This window comes from Photorhabdus sp. RW14-46 (genome assembly GCF_963887965.1).
GTDB classification, from domain to species: domain Bacteria; phylum Pseudomonadota; class Gammaproteobacteria; order Enterobacterales; family Enterobacteriaceae; genus Photorhabdus; species Photorhabdus laumondii.
Map to the genome: position 1 here is coordinate 50033 of NZ_CAWPHH010000005.1, position 20906 is coordinate 70938.

The following is a 20906-nucleotide window of genomic DNA, read 5'->3' on the forward strand; positions in this document are numbered from 1 at the left end:
GATGCCAATATATTTCTTAAGGTTATAGGAATCACACCATGAATATATGATATATAAAGGCTATGCTGCAAAAATTGAATATAGCGATGAAGATCAATGTTTAATCGGTCATATTGCTGGCATTAGTGATGTGACCGATTTTCATGCTGATAGTGTGAGCGAATTACTCACTGCTTTTGAAAAGACAATAGATGATTATTTGACTTACTATGCTGAACATGGACTCAGCCCTCAACGCACAGCCAGTGGTAAAATCAGCTTACGTATTCCCTCTCCAATCTTAACGAATCCTTAATCTTTCATCATTTTATCATAATGAGAATGAAATCCAGTTTCCTCAAATACTTTTTTAAATTTATTAAAATAAAGCCGTATATCTATTTGCCCATAATCATTAATATTGATACCATCAGAGTGAGATCCTCTAGTAATAAAACGATACAGCGCTTTGTATTCAGGTTCTTTTTCACATATCTTATCGATAGCTTTTCTTAAGCTATCCTCTTGATGGATAAAAGTAAAATAATACTCTAATATATTTCTCATCATATTAGGTATAACAACAGGTGATGTTACTCCTGCTTTTGCATCCTTCAATGCTTGCCAAAATGACTGATAATCATTCTTTATTTCATTGGGTTTCATTTCGGAAATTATACTATACTCATTCTTAGTCACTCTAAATAAATTATAATTTTTAGGACATTCTGAATTATGGCATTTAATTTTAATTAGCTCGTGAAAGAAGAATAAATTATGTGTTAAAATAAAAATCTGTGAAAATCCACCATCTATTATTTTTTGTTGAATTAAAGATGCCACATCATATACATGATTGTGTGAAAGGCTAGAAATAGGATCATCTATTACAATAATCTTATCAGAATTCTGTGAAAAATTATCTTTCTGAATTGAGCCACTACAATACTCAATAAAATAAAGGAAAACTATTAATGTCTTTTCTCCTTCACTAAGACTCTTGTAGACATCATTCTCTAATCTATCTTTTCGTACTAGTTTATATGTATCAGAGTTCTCATGAACTTTCTCAAGATGAAACCCAGTAATACCAATCTTAAGAAGTGTGTTGTTAATATTCTCAATTGAAGCATCAATGTTAATTACTCTGGCTAAATTATCAGCTATTATTTTTTTATTTTCATCAATATCACTAATAATACTATCTAACTCTGCATTATAGTTTTTTATCTTATTTTCCAATTCTATTACTTCTAACTTATAAGAATTGAAATAAGAAACAAGGCCATTCTTTAGCATCGACCAAAATTTAACCTCCAGCTCTTTCTTATAATTCTCTCTGTTTGATAATCTTAAATTATACTCCTTAATCTTTAAGTTAATATTATTAATTATCTTATTTATCTCACAAATAAGATAATTAGTTTTAGTTAACTCAAGACATTTGCTAGGTGTTGTTATTTTTTCCTTAATCAGACTAATATTATTATGAATTTCTTTTTTCAACTCAGATGTTAATTTATAGAAATTATCTTTATCAAAAAACCTTTCATCTAGATTAATCTGCTTTAATACGTTAAAAATATTATCACACTTAAATTGATATGAAGTAAGTTTTTCCTTAATTGAATTTATTTTTTTATCATATGTATTATTGAATATTTTATTTATTTCTAACCCAAAATCGATTGGAATAATTTTCTGACAAAATGGACACTTATTATCACTAAGACTTAAATAATCCAATCCTTTCTTAATCCAATCAGAGCTATTTAAATTGATTATGAGAGCTGAAAGATATGAATCGTTAGTACCTAATATCATCTCATTAAATATTTCATCAGTTTCAATTTCATATATATAATTATCAATTTCAGTGCAATAATTCAGTGAGTTTACCTCATTAGAAAATAATTCATTTACTTCTTTTTCCAAGGAATAGCGTGATATGTCTTGTTGTATATCACAGGAATACTCAAGAATTTTTTCGAAAAATTTATCTTTGCTCTTCTTATAACCTCTCAGATAATGATGCAATGGATTACTATTATCTCGATAATCCGCAGCATAATCCCAAACTAAATTTTTCAATTCACTTTTGAGCCTAGAAATCTCTCCTTTAGACTCATTAATATTATTAGATAAGACATTCCTTCTCTCATTTAAAGTAGAATTATTATTTCTTTTACTTTCTATTATTTTTTTTGCTTCTATATTTTCCTCATTCAAAGTGAAAATTCCCGGATGACTATGAGTATAAAAATTTCTTTCGATAAATTCATTATTATATACTAATATATCTAACTGATTCTTTCTCGGCTCATGCAAGCAATTCAAAAATTGGCTGTCATCAATTGATTGCAGATAACGCCCTAGAGTAGATTTCCCAGAACCATTTTGCCCATAAAATAAGTTCACTTTTTTATTTGTATCAATTTCAACAACATGCTCTTTCAAATATGTAGCAACTCCAGATATAGTCAACGATTTAATCATATCATTTTCTCTCTAAATACACGAAATTCCCATGTTTTAACATAAAAACTAATATTTTTAAACACCTTATAAATTCAATTGACTACATACCTATACCACCGGTATGGTCGAGTGTCACACGAATTAGCCATAATAATTCTCAATTTCATGTAATTATAACACTTCCATATCTTTACATTTATTGTATACTATCCATTGTGAGCTGTCGTTTTTCCTATTTTCCTTAGCTATCCAGATTACATGCTTGTAACTGTTAGGTTTAAGGATTGTCAGTGGTCCGCACTGTCGTTAGAAATAACGGAGGAAATATGAACAGACAAAAGTCAGTCTTCGTTCGTAAATACCGTCGTTTTCGTTATGGGCAGTGGGAAAATGTGATTCAGCACTTCCGTTCTTGGCCTAGACGTTAATGATTAAGTAAGCGGCGGCTCACTCTTCCTTGCAACCCATTAATTACATTGATAATGACAGTGGAGAGGTTCCTTATTTAATACTTATCGATCTGTTACGATACGTCGAAACTGTAAACAAGACATAGATCCGATACTAACTGATATTTAGTTCTCGTTCTAGACAACAACCAACCCCCTGTTATTGCAAGTTTAAAATGCCACCCAATCCTGCAAGGCAGAAATGTCACCTTTTATCTGAAAGAATAGGGATGCGGGTTAATGATTTTAAGTCCAAATACAAAAGGAAGTTGCGGATGAAAAAAGCTTTTTTTTTCTTACTGGATAACTATGCAGATTGGGAAGGTGCCTTTCTTGCTAGTAGGCTGAATGCAAGCAAAGAGTGGACAGTAGAGACTGTTTCTCTAGAAAAAGGAACCTGTAAATCAATAGGTGGTTTCACCACCATGATTGATCATTCCATTGATACCCTTCCCTGCTACGTTGATCTTTTTGTCTTGATCGGAGGAAATTCATGGCATATAGAATCAAGTAAACTAAATAAACTTATTTCCATTTATCTCAATGATGGAGTTGTTGTTGCTGCAATTTGTGGGGCTGTTGATTTTTTGGCGAGGAATGGAATATTAAATGATTATAAACACACTGGAAATTCCCCATATTTATGGAGAGATTATAATAAATATAAAAATGATGATAATTTTATTTTAAAACAAGTAGTTGTTGATAGAAATTTAATCACAGCAAATGGTACGGCATGTATTGAATTCTCAGAGTACATACTAAAAAATCTAAATTTTGAAACACCAGATATAATTAAAAAAGATCATGAGTTGTTTCGAATAGGCTATTACAATTATCTTCTTCAATATGAAGAAGATCCATTTAAATAGACAGACATCAGTCCAGTAATATTGAATAGATATTTAACATACCTTTTTTCTGCATTAACTTTTCAACTTTCGGTTATAATTTGAAACTGACTTTAAATTATTCAGAATTGAACAGTAAAGAATTTATGGTTCTGAGTTGCTCCTGATAACGCACCTGAGCCCGGCGTTTGGCATACTCTGACTTCTGTCTCGTTTACCCTGACGTTCCAATTCATCCATTTTGTCCTGAGCGAATTTTAATATCGTGCCAAAACTTTTATTATCAACGACTTGTCCTTGTTTAATACAATCGAGCTCATCGAAGACTTGATAATTCAGTGACCAATAGCCATATTTAAACGCTAATGTGCCATCTGGATAGTCATAGACTTTGATATTTTCTCCGGCAATTCTTAAGTTTTCTTTTGTCGGTTCAATCAAATAAATCATTTTGTCATATCGGAAGGTTAACGATTTAGTCAGCTTACGAGTCTCTTGCCAAGCAAACATATCATCAAGTTCTTCGGCGCTTTCGGTATGTCGGACCAAAATTACTGTAATTCTCATGCAGCAGAGCCAACACCCGAAGTTTAAATGATTCAGGTAGTGCCCTGTTTTCCCCGATGACCGTGAGCTAATGCAGCAGTATCTGATTCACGATAACGATTGACGAGCCGTTGAACCTACCGTTCTGTCAGTTTCAGTTGAGCGCAGTATCACTCCGTCTCAAGCATTTCTCAGAAACCGCCTGAATAACGTTAACCCGATTTAATTCCTTATCTGACATAATCACCAACATCTGAATATCCTTCTTCTAGCAAAAGGGCTTTATCCTTTATGCCGCACTATATTTGTGCTACACAACCACATCATGATTAACTATCTACTCTCATACGGCATAATACCAATGCCTTGAAAAAAATCATCTGTTCTCGAAATTATATTCTCACCCAATTACTCAATAGTCATAATCTACCGAGAACAAATAACCCAATCTAGAGTATTTACAATACTGATTACAAAACACTTAGATATCATTAAATGTCACGTTCATTACCTGTACCTAGCAAGAAAAACTTTACCCAACATCAAATCGGATCTCAGTGTGTGATAAAAGTTTTCCATTATCGCGCTATCACAACAATTGCCTTTTCTATTCATTGAACAAGTCATTCTGTACGATTTCAAGGTATCCTGAAATTAAGTAACCCATTAGAGTACCTCAGAGGCTTTCCTACACAAAGAATGCTATCGCTTTTTTCAGGATAACATTATTCTTTGCTAGTTAGGCTATCTCGACTTTAAGAATACCATTTCGATCAAAGTGCTTACCTCTAAGCTGTAATAATTTTAACTCACTTTTCATTAATATCTGGCCCTCTACATCCATCTTTAATACTGCCATAATATAAACATACAGCTTTTATGGATTACGGATCTCAACAGACCTCCATAAACAAAAACACCAGAAAATACGTTAATTTTACTGGTGTTTTTGGATCTCAATGGATATTTATAGACGCTAAGGACTTATTCCCACTCAATAGTCGCAGGTGGTTTGCCGCTGACATCATAGACAACTCTTGATATCCCATTGACTTCATTGATGATCCGGTTAGAAACCCGGCCTAGGAAATCGTATGGTAAATGCGCCCAATGTGCGGTCATAAAATCAATCGTTTCTACTGCTCGCAACGAAACAACCCAGTCATATTTACGACCATCCCCCATCACACCCACGGAGCGAACTGGCAAGAATACGGTAAACGCCTGACTGACTTTATTGTACAAATCAGCTTTGTGCAGCTCTTCGATGAAAATAGCATCAGCCTGCCGTAACAGATCGCAGTACTCTTTCTTCACTTCACCCAGTACACGAACGCCCAAACCTGGGCCTGGGAATGGATGACGGTTCAACATGTCATAAGGCAATCCCAATTCCAAACCAATTTTACGTACTTCATCTTTGAACAACTCTTTCAGCGGTTCCACCAGACCCAATTTCATCTCTTCCGGCAAACCACCTACGTTATGATGAGATTTGATAACGTGTGCTTTGCCGGTCGCAGATGCCGCTGATTCGATAACATCTGGGTAAATAGTGCCTTGTGCCAGCCATTTAACCTGAGCCTGTTTGCTCGCCTCTTCATCAAAGACTTCAACAAACACACGGCCAATTGTTTTACGCTTCTCTTCCGGATCATTAATGCCAGCCAGTGCAGTCAGGAAGCGATCTTCTGCGGGAACATGAACAATATTCAGTCCAAATTTGCCGGCAAACATTTCCATCACTTGAGTGGCTTCATTCAAACGCAGTAAACCATTATCAACAAATACACAGGTCAGGCGGTTACCAATTGCACGATGCAGTAACAATGCAGTGACAGAGGAATCAACACCACCGGACAGCCCCAAAATAACGTGATCCTCACCAACCTGTTCACGCAGGCGTACAACGGTATCTTCGATAATAGAAGCAGGCGTCCACAACGCTTCACATTGGCATACATCCAGTACAAAACGTTCCAATATACGCTGTCCCTGATGGGTATGAGTGACTTCCGGGTGGAATTGCACGCCATAAAAACGTTTTTCTTCATTTGCTATGATGGCAAATGGACAGGTATCAGTGCTGGCGATAGTGATAAAGTCCTCGGGAATTGCGGTAACTTTATCACCGTGACTCATCCATACATCCAATGATGGTTTACCTTGCTCATTTAATGAATCTTGGATCCCACGGAATAATGCACTTTCCGCTTTAATCTCAACCTGAGCATACCCAAATTCACGCTCAGTAGAATCTTCTACCTTACCACCAAACTGTACTGACATCGTTTGCATGCCATAGCAAACGCCCAGAACCGGAACGCCAGCGTTGAAAACATATTCAGGAGCACGTGGACTTCCTTGTGCTGTGGTACTTTCCGGGCCACCGGAAAGAATAATGCCGCTTGGGTTAAATTCGCGGATTTGCTCTTCAGTGACATCCCATGCCCAAAGTTCACAATAAACCCCGATTTCACGGATACGGCGAGCAATCAATTGAGTATATTGCGAACCAAAATCAAGGATAAGAATGCGGTGCTGATGGATATTAGTTGTCATGTGCGGTGAATTCCAAAAAAACAAGTAACAAATAAAGATAAGTGGCCCTTATATGGGCCACAATAAATATGGATTACAAACCTAACCGGTAGTTTGGAGACTCTTTGATGATAGTGACATCGTGAACGTGGCTTTCCTGAATACCGGCATTACTGATGCGAACAAATTCTGCTTTGGTTCTCAACTCATCAATAGTTGCACAACCAGTCAGCCCCATACAGGAACGCAAGCCTCCCATTTGCTGATGGACAATGTTTTTCAGCAAGCCTTTATAGGCAACACGGCCTTCAATACCTTCCGGCACCAGTTTGTCTGCGGCATTATCAGTTTGGAAATATCGATCAGAAGAGCCTTTGGACATCGCCCCCAATGATCCCATACCACGATAAGATTTAAATGAACGTCCTTGGTAGAGCTCAATTTCTCCTGGTGATTCTTCTGTCCCTGCCAACATAGAGCCCACCATAACACACGACGCTCCCGCGGCGATGGCTTTGGCAATATCGCCAGAGAAACGAATACCACCATCAGCAATAACTGGAATACCGGTGCCTTCCAGCGCTTCAACGGCATCAGAGATAGCGGTAATTTGTGGCACCCCTACACCAGTAACAATACGGGTAGTACAGATAGAACCGGGACCAATACCGACTTTAACCGCATTGACGCCAGCCGCTACCAGCGCTTTTGCGCCTTCTCCAGTCGCCACGTTACCACCAATAATTTGTAGATTCGGGTACTTAGCACGGGTTTCACGGATACGTTGCAACACCCCTTCAGAATGACCATGCGAGGAATCAATCAGCAGAACATCAATACCAGCAGCAACCAATGCATCAATACGCGCTTCATTGCCAGCACCGGCACCAACCGCGGCACCAACACGTAAACGACCACGTGCATCCTTACAGGCGTTTGGTTTACGTTCTGCTTTCTGAAAATCTTTAACCGTGATCATGCCAAGCAGATGAAAGTTTTCATCAACTACCAGCGCTTTTTCAACACGTTTTTCGTGCATTTTCTGCAACACAACTTCACGGGCTTCACCTTCTTTTACTGTCACCAGACGCGCTTTAGGCGTCATTACCGCAGTAACAGGCTGATCCAAATCGGTAACGAAACGTACATCACGGCCAGTAATAATACCAACCAACTCATTTCCTTCAGTGACAACCGGATAACCCGCAAAACCATTACGTTCTGTCAATTCTTTAACTTCACGCAGCGTTGTTTCAGGTGCCACTGTGACGGGATCTGTCACAACACCACTCTCATGTTTTTTGACTCGGCTAACTTCTTCTGCCTGACGCTCAATGGACATATTTTTATGGATAAAACCCATTCCACCTTCCTGAGCCAACGCGATAGCCAAACCGGATTCGGTGACGGTATCCATAGCGGCAGATAACATAGGAACTTTCAGACAAATGGAGGAAGTCAGTTGAGTAGACAGGTCAGCAGTGTTAGGTAAAACAGTAGAGTGGGCAGGAACTAACAGAACATCATCAAAGGTTAAAGCTTCTTTTTTAATTCGTAACATAAGCAATATCTCACCAAGCTGCTGAAAATTTAAGGTATAAAATATTGCCGTGGCATTATACAGAACGTAATCGGTTGCCTCCAGCATTTTATTAAAAAATTTCTTGCTTACTTTATGATGAACGTTAGTATCAGCATATTAAGTTATTGTTTTGAAATTTGATCTTTCTCACATGTCACTACCTTTTAATACTGGAATTTTTTCTGTCAGTCGTCTTAATCAGACGGTTCGACAACTGCTCGAAATGGAAATGGGCAGAATTTGGCTAAGCGCTGAGATATCCAATTTTTCTCACCCCTCCTCCGGGCACTGGTATTTCACGCTGAAAGATGAGCGTGCCCAAGTGCGGGCGGCAATGTTTCGCAGTAGCAATCAACGGGTAACATTCAGGCCACAAAATGGTCAGCAAGTTTTGGTTCGCGCGATAATCACGCTTTATGAACCAAGAGGAGATTACCAGCTTATTGTTGAAAATATGCAACCCGCTGGTGATGGCCTGTTACAGCAACAGTTTGAATTATTGAAACAAAAACTTGATGCCGAAGGATTATTTGACCAAAGCCACAAGAAGCCCCTGCCATCCCCTGCTCAACAGCTTGGTGTCATTACTTCAACCAGTGGCGCAGCCCTGCATGATATTTTGAATATTTTAAAGCGTCGTGATCCATCATTACCCATCATCATTTATCCAACAGCGGTTCAGGGCGCAGAAGCACCATTACAGATTATCCGGGCTATTGAATTAGCTAATGAGCGTCGTGAGTGTGATGTATTGATTGTTGGGCGCGGTGGTGGCTCGCTGGAAGACTTATGGAGTTTCAACGATGAACGTGTCGCCAGAGCCATTTTTCACAGTGATATTCCGATAGTCAGTGCGGTCGGTCATGAAACAGATGTCACCATTGCTGATTTTGTGGCAGATTTACGCGCCCCAACGCCATCAGCGGCTGCTGAGTTAGTTAGCCGTAATCAGCTCGAATTATTACGTCAAATTCAGTCGCAACAACAGCGGTTGGAAATGGCAATGGATTATTTCTTTGCCCAGAAACAACATATTTTCAGTCTGTTATCTCATCGTTTACAGCAACAACATCCTCATCTACGACTAGCGCGTCAGCAAAACTTACTGGTCAATTTACGCCAGCGACTCACTGACAGCTTGCAACGGTACTTAAAGCAAAACAGCCTGGCTTATGAAAAATTACAACAACGGCTCTGGTACGCTGAACCTAGCCAGCAAATCCACCACTATAGTCAACAAATTCAGCAACAAGATTTTCGGTTAAGACAGGCAATTGAACGGCAAATCAGCCGTTCCAGAGAAAAATTTGCCGTTTCCTGTTCACGGATGGAAGCCGTTAGCCCTCTGGCAACACTGGCCCGTGGTTACAGCATCAGTCAAACATCGGATGGAAAATTACTGAAACAAACCAAACAGGTAGATGTTGGTGATGTCTTGAATACCCGTTTACAAGATGGTTGGATTGAAAGTGAGGTGTTGAAAATCAAAAAAGAACGGAAAAAACGATCTGCAAATCTGAAATAGTGGCATTCCTTTGCCACTTATTTTTCCTATACACCCTATGGATTTCAAGATGCATCGCGACGGCAACTTGAAAGATAACGGGTATAATCAGAAACGAATTTCTGCGCCGACAATATAAGTCCGGCCCCGGGCAGTTTGCATAGCCGAAGTTTGCTCAGTCATTAATGGAGAAGAATTTGCACGATTAAGTGCTTCAGAATAATTTTTATTTGCCAAATTCTGTACTGAGAATTTCAGCAGCACATTGTGATTTATCTGATAATCGCTATAAAGATCGACTATCGTTGGGATTTTAGGTTCTTTTTGCTGTACAACCCTCCCATCTTCATCAAAATTATATTGATCTGGGTCCAGCCTATGAGAATCACCGGTATATTTAACAATCGCACCAACACGGAATTTTTCATTAAATAAACGAACACCGGTATCCAACGTCATAAAGCTATCAGGTAGTTGTGACAACGGCTCCGCACCAAAATGCGCGGTAGCGGCCGAAGTTGGTTGACGCGTTTTTTGCCAACTATAAGCCAATTTGCTATAAAACATACCCGCATCATAATCAGCAGCAATTTCATATCCGTGTATTTTTACCGGAGTCAAGCTATTGTGATAGATATACATTTTGATGTTAGGATCGACTTCATTGTAATCTGTCGAACTATCGGCTTTACATTTTTTCCTATTGCCACATATAAGCCAGATATCACTGAGAATATAATTTTTTACTTTAGTATGATACCAAGCCGCTTTCAGACGGAAAATATCTCCCTTTACAATTAAATCTGGGCGGAAACTGTTAAAACCAATTTGATAAGTGTCTGATGATTCTCCTTTCAGAAATGGGTTCATGGACCCACCACCTTCATTACTATAAAAAGTCTCCTGAATATTGGGTGCTCTCATTGAACGGGCATAACTGACGAATGGTTGGAACTCAGGAATAATTTCTGCTGATAGTAAAATACCTGGATTAAACCCATGTTCTTTCAAATCCAATTCGGTTGCTCCCTGGGGAAAACAAGGAATTCGCAGATCACAAGCCGGTTTATAGCCTTTGACACGGTAATCCATATAATTAAACGTAATATCTGCCTGATAAATTCCACGATTTATTTTCAATCCACCATAAATACTGGCAATATCTTGTTTACCACTTGGCGCGAAAACATTATTTTCTTTTACTTCACTGTCTTTCTTGTTATATTCTTGCTTTTCTTTTTCATCTTTACCTCGACCAGAATAAACACTATTCGTTGTTCTGCTATATTCGGTTTCCATTAACTTACTGCCAAATGTTAACTCAAAATTTGTATCACCGTAGTCGAAGCGACTAATATTACTGATATCTATTGCATCTGATTTATTTTTTGCATTACTATTGAGCAACTTAAAAAGTGAATCACCTTCATAGCGTTGACGACTCTCACTGGTACTGACCAATAATTTTATATCAACCCATTCACTAAATGGAGTGTAATTGTATTTTAAATAAATATCCCGACTATCAATATGACGGCGGGTAAATTTATTATGATAGTTACGGCCACTTAGTTCCATATCATGAAATTCATTGGGTTCAATTTTTATTTTCATTAATTGAGAATTAGGTTTTTGCTTAAACGATTTATCTGTAACAAACTCATCGCTTAATACTCCGTCGCCATTCTTATAATGTGCATCAATTGAATGCCCGCTGACAGCCAACATAGCGCCTATTGAACCTTCAGAACTGAAAGCGGGGGTTTTACCCGCAACGGCTATCATGCCATTATAGCCAATACCATTATTTCCATAAGCTGTTTTTGTGCGTACTCCCAATGAATTCCCTGCAAATATCACATCATCTACACCAATTGTGCGAAAATTAGCGCTACCTACTAATGCATTAACACTACTTGAGCCATCAGATTGACCACGGTTGACATCAACTCCTACAATAAAATTAGGATCAATGATTGTACCGAATTGGTTATAAGTAGTCCCGTGAGCAGGACTCGTCGGAGATGTGCCATAAAAACTTTGGCTAACACCATCAACCATCATATTTACTCGACCAAATCCACTTAATCCACGAATATTTACACTCACCGTTCCCTGCCCCGGATCTATTTGCGTATAAGTCCCAGGCATACTGCGTAATATACTATCCGTTGATTGAAGTTTTGTATCTTCTCCTTTAGAACTGTATGAACCGGGCCTTTCCATTGCCCTCACTTCCGCATCATCCTGTGAACCAGAAACTTTAAGGCTACCGAATTTCATCACCTTATCTGATTTTCTCTCTTGCTTTTCCTCGCCATAAGCAAGCCCTTGAAGCCCAATTAAAACCACACCAGCCCCTGCTATCTTTGTCATTATTTTCATTTCAATCATCCCAAATGCATACAAATCAATATTTGCTCACATACCCGTCTTTAGAAAATAAAAATGTTTAGCACTGATAAATTATTATCAGTGCTTTAAATAACAAATTTATATTATTTATAATTTATTTCAGTTATCTTTTAATTGCGGAAAATACTTTTTAGCATCATCCAGCATCAAAATAAAACTGTAATCCAGTGCAGTATCTTTTAATCGACTAAATCGGCCCGATTTACCACCATGCCCGGCACTCATATTGGTTTCTAATAACAAAATAGAGTTATCTTCCTTCATATCCCGTAATTTTGCCACCCATTTAGTAGGTTCCCAATATTGCACTTGTGAATCATAAAATCCACTCGTAACCAATAAGTTTGGATAACGTTGATGTTTTATATTGTCATACGGACTATATGATTTAATCCGGAAATAATCCTCTTTATTTTCAGGATTACCCCACTCTTCATATTCTCCTACGGTCAGCGGAATAGAAGGGTCAAGCATGGTTGTCACGGCATCAACAAATGGAACCTGAGCAACCACACCGCGATATAATTCCGGTGCCTGATTAATCACAGCGCCCATCAACAAACCACCCGCGCTGCCCCCCATCGCATAAACTCGTTTGCTGTCACCATATTTTTGCGCAATCAGTGCCTTAGTCACATCAATAAAGTCATTAAAACTATTTTCCTTATTTTCGACTTTACCTTGTAAATACCATTTCTTACCCAATTCACCGCCACCACGCACATGTACTAATGCGTAAACAAAGCCTCGATCTAATAAACTCAATCGCGGTGAGCTAAATGAAGGGTCCATACTGATACCATAAGCCCCATATCCATAAATCAGTATTGGGTTATGGCCTTTTTTAAACAGTGATTTACGATATACCAGAGATACCGGAACTTCAACACCATCACGGGCCTTCACCCAAATACGCTGGCTCTCATAATGATGTTTATCAAAACCTTTTACTTCCTGCTGCTTAAGTAATTCCCGCTCACCTGTTTTCATATTCCATTGGAATGTTGAGCTTGGTGTCGTCATGGATGAATAACCATAACGGACAAAATCAGTATTGGGTTCAGGGTTGTAATCAATCCATGCCATATAACTTGGATCATCAAACTTAATCTGTTTTTCTTGCTGTGTCTGCCAATTAATCTGACGAATTGTCGGTAATCCTTTTGTTCGCTCCTGTACGACTAACCAGTCATTAAACAGATCGAAATCTTCAAGATCACTATCTTGCCGCGGAGCAATGACTATTTTCCACGGTATATTGATGGCATCCGTCTGATAAAGCCCATAAGTTTCATTCTCATGATTCGAACGGATGTAGAAATGATCGCGGAAATGGTCAATATAATACTCTCTGCCTTCCTGACGAGGAGAGAATAGTTGAAGCTCAGCTTGTGGTTTATTCGCATCAATCAGCAAATATTCGGAAGTCGAATTACTGGTTATCGCCAACATAATATAATCGCGGGAAGTGCTCTTAGATATACTTAAATAAAAACGCTCATCTTCTTCCTGATATATTTTATGATCTTCACTGGTATTGCTACCATATTGGTGACGAAATACCTGATATGGCAGTAACGTTTGTGAATGCCTGCGCACATAAAACAACGTATTGTTGTCGTTAGCCCAAACCATGTTGCCAGAAGTATTTTTTATTACATCATTATTCCACTGTTTATCAGCAATATCTTTAAAAGAGATCTGATAATTACGGCGTCCCTGCGTATCTTCAGCAATCGCAATACGTTTATTATCCAGAGAGATGGCAAAATTACTCAGTTGGTAATATTCGTGCCCTTTAGCCCTTTCATTACCATCGACCAGTATCTGCCAATCTGATGAGCCATCAACCGGTTTACGCTGATAAATCGGAAAATCTTTGCCCGTTTCATAGGTTGTCCGATATATATACCCATTATAAGTATAGGGTACCGATTGATCATCCTGCTTCATCCTGCCAACCATTTCTTCGTATAACGTATCACGTAGCTGTTCACCGGGTTTTAGCATCTGCTCGGTATATTTATTTTCGGCTGTCAGATAATCAATGACTTTTTGATCTTTACGATTATCGTCCCGCATCCAGTAATAATCATCTATACGAGTATCACCGTGGGTAGTTATATGGTGTGGTTGTTTCATTGCCTTTGGTGGCATAATTTCTTCCTCTGCGGCGACAGGATTCAACCAGCCGCTTAATAAAAACATCAATAACAGCCCTTTAGTTTTCAGGGCAAACCACGCTTGCTGCCTTAACATATTTGCTGTCCTTAAGTCGTTCAAAAGTATTAATTAGTTAAACTAAAATCAATCGGAATTTCTATCGTAATTTCATTACCGTTTAAAACGGCAATGGGAGGAACTGGCAACGGCTGCGCCCTTGCCAGAATTTGCTTCGCTTCCCGGTCTAAAGAATGGGTTCCAGAACGACGAACTAAGTCACTGTTAGTAACATAGCCCTGTTTATCAATAGTGAATCTGACTGTAGGACGACCCGTGCGGTTTCTTCTCTGTGCATCCTCTGGATAACGTTTATAGCGGTTCAAATGCCCGACAACTTCCGCTCGCCATAACGCATCCGCATCAGCAACGGCCTTTGAATCACTGTCATAAGCAGCGGCAACCCGCGAAGTCAGATTCGTAGAAGTGGCAGTACTGCTTGCCATAGCCGCGCTACTTTGAGATTTTTCACTCTCTTGTTCTTCTACCTGCTGGCGTTTCACCGGGGGTGTTTTTTTAATCTCTTCGTGGTGCTTTTTCTGTTTTTTAGGTTTATGTACCAAGATCTGTGCCTGTTCATCTTTCATAAGCTCAGGCGTCTTAATCTCATTAACCTCACTTTCCTGCTGCCGACTAGCAACAGAAAGTTGTTGTTCAAGACCAATAGGTTGTTTTTGTACCTGATGTGTCGCTTCTGTCAACAATGAAAGCTCCATCATCACCGCCGGTGGTGGCATCAATTCACCAACAGCAATTTCTTCTGGCTGGGAGATAATCCAGCCGACCAAAATGAGGTGAGCAGCAATAGCAGAAACGAGCCCTTTTTTAAAATGACCCGTTTGAAAGGCCGAGTGTGTCAGCGTCAACATGGATGATAGCGCATAATTTTAATTATCATTTAGTAATGATAATTAATTTCATATGCTAATGAAAATTATTTTTATCTTTATCGTTAACTTGAGCACATCCCTGTGCCAAGACCTCTTATATACAGAGAAAAGACCACTATACCCTATGGATTTCAAGATGGATCGCGACGGCAAAGGCGTGAATCCCCGGGAGCATAGCAAACTATGTGACCGGGGTGAGCGCGTGCAGCCAACAAAGAGACAACTTGAAAGATAACGGGGATATTTGTTTAAAATATCTATGGTTTTTTTACGGGTGTATACCAGACATAATCAGCATATTGGCTATCCAATACATTGCTTTTCTCAGCCATGATCAACACAACAAAGTCCTCTTGGGGCGATAATTCTTTAACATGCAGAGGAACACCTATTACTTTTGTTGCATGATATCCACCCGCAATCAGTGTGGCAGGAGCCGGCGCTTTAAGTAACTGTTCCGCCATTCTGCGATCCCGCATTTGCTGAATAGTTGTCATGGCAGATAACTGTTGCTCCGTTATTTCACCACCGTGAACATCTTTGATCACCTCTTTAATCTGAGCCTTGACATTTTCAGCAACAGAAATATTCCCCTGGAGGACCGGAGGGTTACGATAAGCCGCTTTAATTTCACTGCGATCTAAGTTTGCAGACAGCAACGGATAAGACTGATGCATAAGCTCCATGACCAATCCACCATACAACTCCCACCGCCACCCATCTTGCCATGCCAGAAGCTCTTTTATGCGGCTTTCACGTACGATAGGCTGAGTTTGCAACCAACTCTTAACCTTATTCACTTTTTGCTGCTGATCAGGATTAATCATCTCTAGCAGGACCGAACCCTGTTCTCTTTTAAGCGGAAGTTTCTGAACCAACCAAATCTCTATCTGATGATGATATGGATTATCATGTTTTTCACCCACAATTACCCGTTGATGTGATGCCAGCCGATTGATCAATTCATCAGGGGTCAGGGCGTGACCGGTTTTAAGATCGATAATAGCCCCTTGTTGAGTCAGTTCCGGTGAAAGTGCCTGGAGAGCGGTTTTTTGTTGTACAGATACACATCCAGATAAGATCAGTAAGCCACAGATAATCAGAAAAGATTTTACAGTCGTGAGAAATTTCATCATGTCCATATCCATATTATTAATGTTTTGCCCATCATGTAGATAATAAGAATCGTTTACAACAAACCGCCCCTGCCTACAGGAAACAGGGGCGATGGGTATTACAGCGGATGAGTTTGTGCTTCAACTGCCGCCAGAGCGACCATATTAACGATACGACGTACAGAAGAAATTGGTGTCAGAATGTGTATCGGTTTGGCAACCCCCATCAGAACTGGACCAACGGTAACGCCTTCAGAACTGGTGACACGTAGCAAGTTATAACTGATACGGGCAGATTCCATATTCGGCATAATTAACAGATTGGCAGCCCCTTTCAATGGGCTATCTGGCATGATGTCACGGCGAATACTTTCAACCAATGCGGCATCACCATGCATTTCACCATCAATTTCAAGTGAAGGTGACATTTTATTCACCAATTCCAGCGTCTGGCGCATCTTCTGTGCTGAGAGGCAATCTGTGGAACCAAAACTTGAATGAGAAAGCAGCGCAACTTTTGGTTCAATACCGAAACGGCGGATAGTCTCTGAAGCCATAAGGGTAATCTCTGCCAATTGTTCAGGCGTTGGATCATTATTGACATAAGTATCCGCAATAAAAGTATTACCACTTGGCAACATCAATGCATTCATGGCACCAGCAGTATGAACCCCATCACGGAAACCAAATACATTTCTCACGACATCGTAATGTTCACTGTAACTGCCAACGGTACCACAAATCAGGCCATCAGCCTCACCACGCAGTACCATAATCGCCCCAATCAGGGTGGGATTACCGATAACTGCCCGGCGAGCTTGTTCAGCAGAAACACCCCGACGTTTCATAATGTGATGATATTCCTGCCAGTATTTTTTGAAGCGCGGATCATTCTCATTATTGACGACTTCAAAATCTTTACCCGCTTCAATATGCAATCCCAGTTTCTGGATACGCATTTCGATAACACTAGGGCGACCAATTAGAATCGGGTAAGCCAACCCAAGAGAGATCAGCTCCTGAGTCGCATGCAATACACGTACTTCTTCCCCTTCGGCCAAAACGATACGCTTTTTCGCTTTCTTAGCCTGAGAAAAAATAGGTTTCATAAACAAGTTTGTTTTATAGACAAACTCATTCAGCTTCTCAATATATGCGCCAAAGTCTTTAATCGGGCGGGTTGCCACGCCGGAATCCATTGCTGCTTTGGCAACTGCCGGGGCAATTTTCACAATCAGGCGCGGATCAAATGGTTTAGGAATAATATACTCCGGGCCAAAAAACAGATCCTGATCATCATAAGCGGAAGCCACTTCTTCACTCTGTTCCGCTAGCGCTAAATCCGCAATCGCATGAACACAGGCGAGCTTCATCTCCTCGTTAATGGTTGTTGCACCAACATCCAGCGCACCACGGAAAATAAACGGGAAACAGAGCACATTATTAACCTGATTCGGATAATCAGAACGACCAGTACAAATGATTGCGTCAGGGCGAACTTGTTTTGCCAAGGGTGGCAAAATTTCTGGTTCAGGGTTTGCCAATGCCATGATGAGTGGATCTTTAGCCATCATTTTCACCATGTCTTGAGTCAACACGCCAGGGCCGGAACATCCGAGGAAAATATCGGCACCAGGGATAACATCACCTAATGTGCGGCTGCCATTGTCTTCAATCGCATAGGCCGCTTTAGTTTCTTCCATATTTTTATCGCGACCACGATAAATCACCCCTTTAGAGTCACATACCACAATATTCTTGCGTTGCAACCCAAGCGCAACCAGCAAGTTCATACAGGCAATTGAGGCAGCTCCGGCACCAGAAACAACTAAGCGAACCGCTGAAATCTCTTTTTTCATAATCCGCAAACCATTCAAAACAGCAGCGGTACAAATTATCGCTGTGCCATGCTGGTCATCATGGAATACCGGAATGTTCATTTTTTCCCGCAGTTTTTTCTCAATATAGAAACATTCCGGTGCTTTAATATCTTCGAGGTTAATCCCCCCAAACGTCGGCTCCAGTGCCGCAATGATATCAATCAATTTGTCAGGATCAGACTCATCAACTTCAATATCAAATACATCAATACCTGAGAACTTTTTAAACAGGACACCTTTTCCTTCCATCACGGGCTTACCTGCCAGTGCACCAATATTCCCCAATCCTAAAACCGCACTACCATTAGATATCACTGCCACAAGATTGCCACGCGCAGTATATTTGTAAGCTGCTAATGGATCTTCTGCAATTTCCAAGCAAGGCGCAGCAACACCTGGTGAATAAGCTAAGGCCAAATCTCGCTGAGTTATCAGAGGCTTAGTGGGAGTAATCGTGATTTTCCCTGGTTGTGGAAACTGGTGAAAATCCAATGCACTCTGTTTTAATTTTTCATCCATCGTCGGATCCTTTATATACAATCTGGAGTAAGAGCAGGAGCAGTATAATAGGTACTGTGTGTCAAATCATAACATTGACCGCATCTTATCAATAAAGTAGCACTTTTTTGCTCATAAAAAGCACTAGCCAATTTCTCCACTCATACCACTCTTTGCCATAAAGAACAAAAAAGCGAACCTAGGCAAGTGCTCACTTTTATTTATAAGAACGACCTGCAACAATTACGCCTATTTACGCCTATTGAAATAGGCACTTAATCTAGGAAAATAAAGACAGAAACATTATCCTTTATACAATATCATTAAAGTTATAGTAACCAAAATAACTATAACTCGGAAAAACTCTCAATATAAATTCAATTAAAATAAATTTTATAAAAGAAAACAAATCTAATAATAACCAACTTAACATATTGATTTTTAACATCATTAAAAGAAGTGAAGTTATGTGTTTTTTGTGAAAATTACTCATCTTCTTTTTTTACTTATCAAACTAATTTGCGCTATTTATATTTTTATATCAGGATGTGCTTTCTGGACTTACAGAGCTATCAATTCTGTAAATCAATCGGTTTTGATAAAATTTTTTCATAGCAATTTAATTTAGGGCAGACCCATTCATTACTGCCTTTTAATCAAATTCAAAGTCTGCATTTCGTGGCTTTACTTATTTAAGGGAGAAGGAAAATGTATAACCATTCAGTGATGATAGTTGATGACCACCCTCTCATTCGCCATGGCTTGAAACAGATTGTAGAGCTCGATCGGGCGCTTACCGTGACAGCGGAAGCTGACAATGGTGAAGAAGCAATAAATATTGCATGCAAGCTGAAACCTGATGTCATTATGATAGATCTCAATATGAATGGTCTTTCAGGCGTGGACACGATTAAATCTATCCGTAGAAAAGGGATCAATTCCTATGTACTGGTATTATCCGTTTCAGATGATCGAAATGATGTTTACGCAGCCATTGACGCAGGAGCTAATGGCTACTTACTTAAAGATAGCGACTTAGATTCGTTATTAAGCAGTATTCGCCATGCTGCTCGTGGACAAACTGTATTTAGTGAAAAAATATACCAACATCTCGCTAACCGTCATAAACATGTTGATCCTTTATCTGAATTGACCAAACGTGAGTTAGATGTATTAAAAGAAGTTTCCAGTGGCATGACCAATAAGGAAGTTGCTGATGTCCTATTTATTTCTGAAGAGACAGTGAAGGTACACATCAGAAACTTGTTAAAAAAACTGAATGTACGTTCCCGCCTGGCTGCAACCATCATGTATTTGCAACATAGGAAAAATGGAGTAGCCTAATATTTCTTCCGAGCCGCTCCTTGAGCTTATTACCGAGGGTCGGCTCTTACTTATCGTTGTTATGTAGTCAATGTTATGTCGCAAATACCCCCTATGAGAACAGGCCAATAAAATTGAGTCTCCTGTTTTGGTATCTCCGATAATAAAAATCAGGATATCATCTGGATAAAACAGGCATTTTCCAGCATTATGTTTAGGTATTTAAATTTTTTTTAAGGATCTGTTAAATGATATTGGATAAATCTTCTCAACCCGCTTTTACTCTCTATGGGATCAAGAATTGTGACACGATAAAAAAAGCCCGTCGTTGGCTGGAGGAACAAGAAATTACTTATCTGTTTCATGATTATCGTGTTGATGGACTCAATGCCACACTTTTGCAGTCATTTATTGACAAACTGGGTTGGGAATCATTAATTAACACCCGTGGTACAACTTGGCGTAAACTGACCGATCAACAACGAGCAACAATTAATAATGCTGACGCAGCAAAAGCGTTGATGTTGGAACAACCCGCTATTATCAAACGTCCACTATTAATTTCTGCAAAAGGTGATTACCTATTAGGTTATAAAGTGGATGAATATCAGCAATTTTTTGCTGAGGCACGCTGA

13 protein-coding genes and 1 pseudogene are annotated in these 20906 nt (G+C 39.4%); 5 read left to right on the plus strand and 9 right to left on the minus strand.

Going from position 1 to position 20906, the window contains the following annotated elements; translation table 11 throughout:
* Window positions 1-46 precede the first annotated feature (46 nt).
* Entirely contained in the window at window positions 47-295 is a 249-nt protein-coding gene (locus AACQ38_RS06015; RefSeq protein WP_165577668.1) for a type II toxin-antitoxin system HicB family antitoxin, read from the plus strand.
* On the opposite strand, the gene AACQ38_RS06020 is transcribed toward AACQ38_RS06015, so the two are convergent.
* The gene (locus AACQ38_RS06020; protein WP_165577669.1) at window positions 292-2475 is read right to left on the minus strand and encodes an AAA family ATPase; all 2184 of its coding nucleotides are present in this window, start codon (window positions 2473-2475) and stop codon (window positions 292-294) included. The genes AACQ38_RS06015 and AACQ38_RS06020 overlap by 4 nt on opposite strands.
* A gap of 706 nt (window positions 2476-3181) precedes the next feature.
* Between AACQ38_RS06020 and AACQ38_RS06025 the strand changes: the two genes are divergently transcribed.
* Entirely contained in the window at window positions 3182-3778 is a 597-nt protein-coding gene (locus tag AACQ38_RS06025) for a type 1 glutamine amidotransferase family protein (RefSeq protein WP_165577670.1), read from the plus strand.
* A 97-nt stretch (window positions 3779-3875) separates the two neighbouring features.
* Here AACQ38_RS06025 and AACQ38_RS24015 read toward each other — a convergent pair.
* From AACQ38_RS24015 to guaB, 3 genes and pseudogenes are all read right to left on the minus strand, one after another.
* A pseudogene (locus tag AACQ38_RS24015) lies at window positions 3876-4291 on the minus strand (ISNCY family transposase); the annotation flags it as partial.
* A 996-nt stretch (window positions 4292-5287) separates the two neighbouring features.
* On the minus strand, window positions 5288-6865 hold the full coding sequence (gene guaA, locus AACQ38_RS06035; RefSeq protein WP_011146933.1) for a glutamine-hydrolyzing GMP synthase: 1578 nt from the start codon (window positions 6863-6865) through the stop codon (window positions 5288-5290).
* Between the two features lie 73 nt (window positions 6866-6938).
* On the minus strand, window positions 6939-8405 hold the full coding sequence (guaB, locus tag AACQ38_RS06040) for an IMP dehydrogenase (protein ID WP_011146934.1): 1467 nt from the start codon (window positions 8403-8405) through the stop codon (window positions 6939-6941).
* Window positions 8406-8577: 172 nt separating this feature from the next.
* On the opposite strand from guaB, the gene xseA reads away from it, so the two are divergent.
* Window positions 8578-9951: an exodeoxyribonuclease VII large subunit gene (gene xseA, locus AACQ38_RS06045; protein ID WP_165577671.1), complete on the plus strand. Its 1374-nt coding sequence runs from the start codon at window positions 8578-8580 to the stop codon at window positions 9949-9951.
* A gap of 87 nt (window positions 9952-10038) precedes the next feature.
* On the opposite strand, the gene AACQ38_RS06050 is transcribed toward xseA, so the two are convergent.
* From AACQ38_RS06050 to maeB, 5 genes are all read right to left on the minus strand, one after another.
* On the minus strand, window positions 10039-12315 hold the full coding sequence (locus AACQ38_RS06050) for a TonB-dependent receptor (RefSeq protein ID WP_165577672.1): 2277 nt from the start codon (window positions 12313-12315) through the stop codon (window positions 10039-10041).
* Between the two features lie 129 nt (window positions 12316-12444).
* Entirely contained in the window at window positions 12445-14502 is a 2058-nt protein-coding gene (locus AACQ38_RS06055) for a S9 family peptidase (protein WP_165577736.1), read from the minus strand.
* A gap of 131 nt (window positions 14503-14633) precedes the next feature.
* Window positions 14634-15434, minus strand: a complete 801-nt coding sequence (locus tag AACQ38_RS06060; protein ID WP_058588390.1) for an energy transducer TonB — start codon at window positions 15432-15434, stop codon at window positions 14634-14636.
* Window positions 15435-15712: 278 nt separating this feature from the next.
* Window positions 15713-16588 carry a ChaN family lipoprotein gene (locus AACQ38_RS06065; RefSeq protein ID WP_165577737.1) on the minus strand — a complete coding sequence of 292 codons (876 nt, stop codon included), beginning with the start codon at window positions 16586-16588 and terminating at the stop codon, window positions 15713-15715.
* A 101-nt stretch (window positions 16589-16689) separates the two neighbouring features.
* Entirely contained in the window at window positions 16690-18969 is a 2280-nt protein-coding gene (gene maeB, locus AACQ38_RS06070) for an NADP-dependent oxaloacetate-decarboxylating malate dehydrogenase (RefSeq protein ID WP_011146940.1), read from the minus strand.
* 687 nt (window positions 18970-19656) lie between these two features.
* Here maeB and AACQ38_RS06075 point away from each other — a divergent pair.
* Both AACQ38_RS06075 and AACQ38_RS06080 read left to right on the plus strand, forming a co-directional pair.
* Window positions 19657-20292 (plus strand): response regulator, encoded by a 636-nt coding sequence (locus tag AACQ38_RS06075; protein ID WP_011146941.1) that lies wholly within the window; start codon window positions 19657-19659, stop codon window positions 20290-20292.
* A gap of 230 nt (window positions 20293-20522) precedes the next feature.
* Entirely contained in the window at window positions 20523-20906 is a 384-nt protein-coding gene (locus AACQ38_RS06080; RefSeq protein WP_041380902.1) for an ArsC family reductase, read from the plus strand.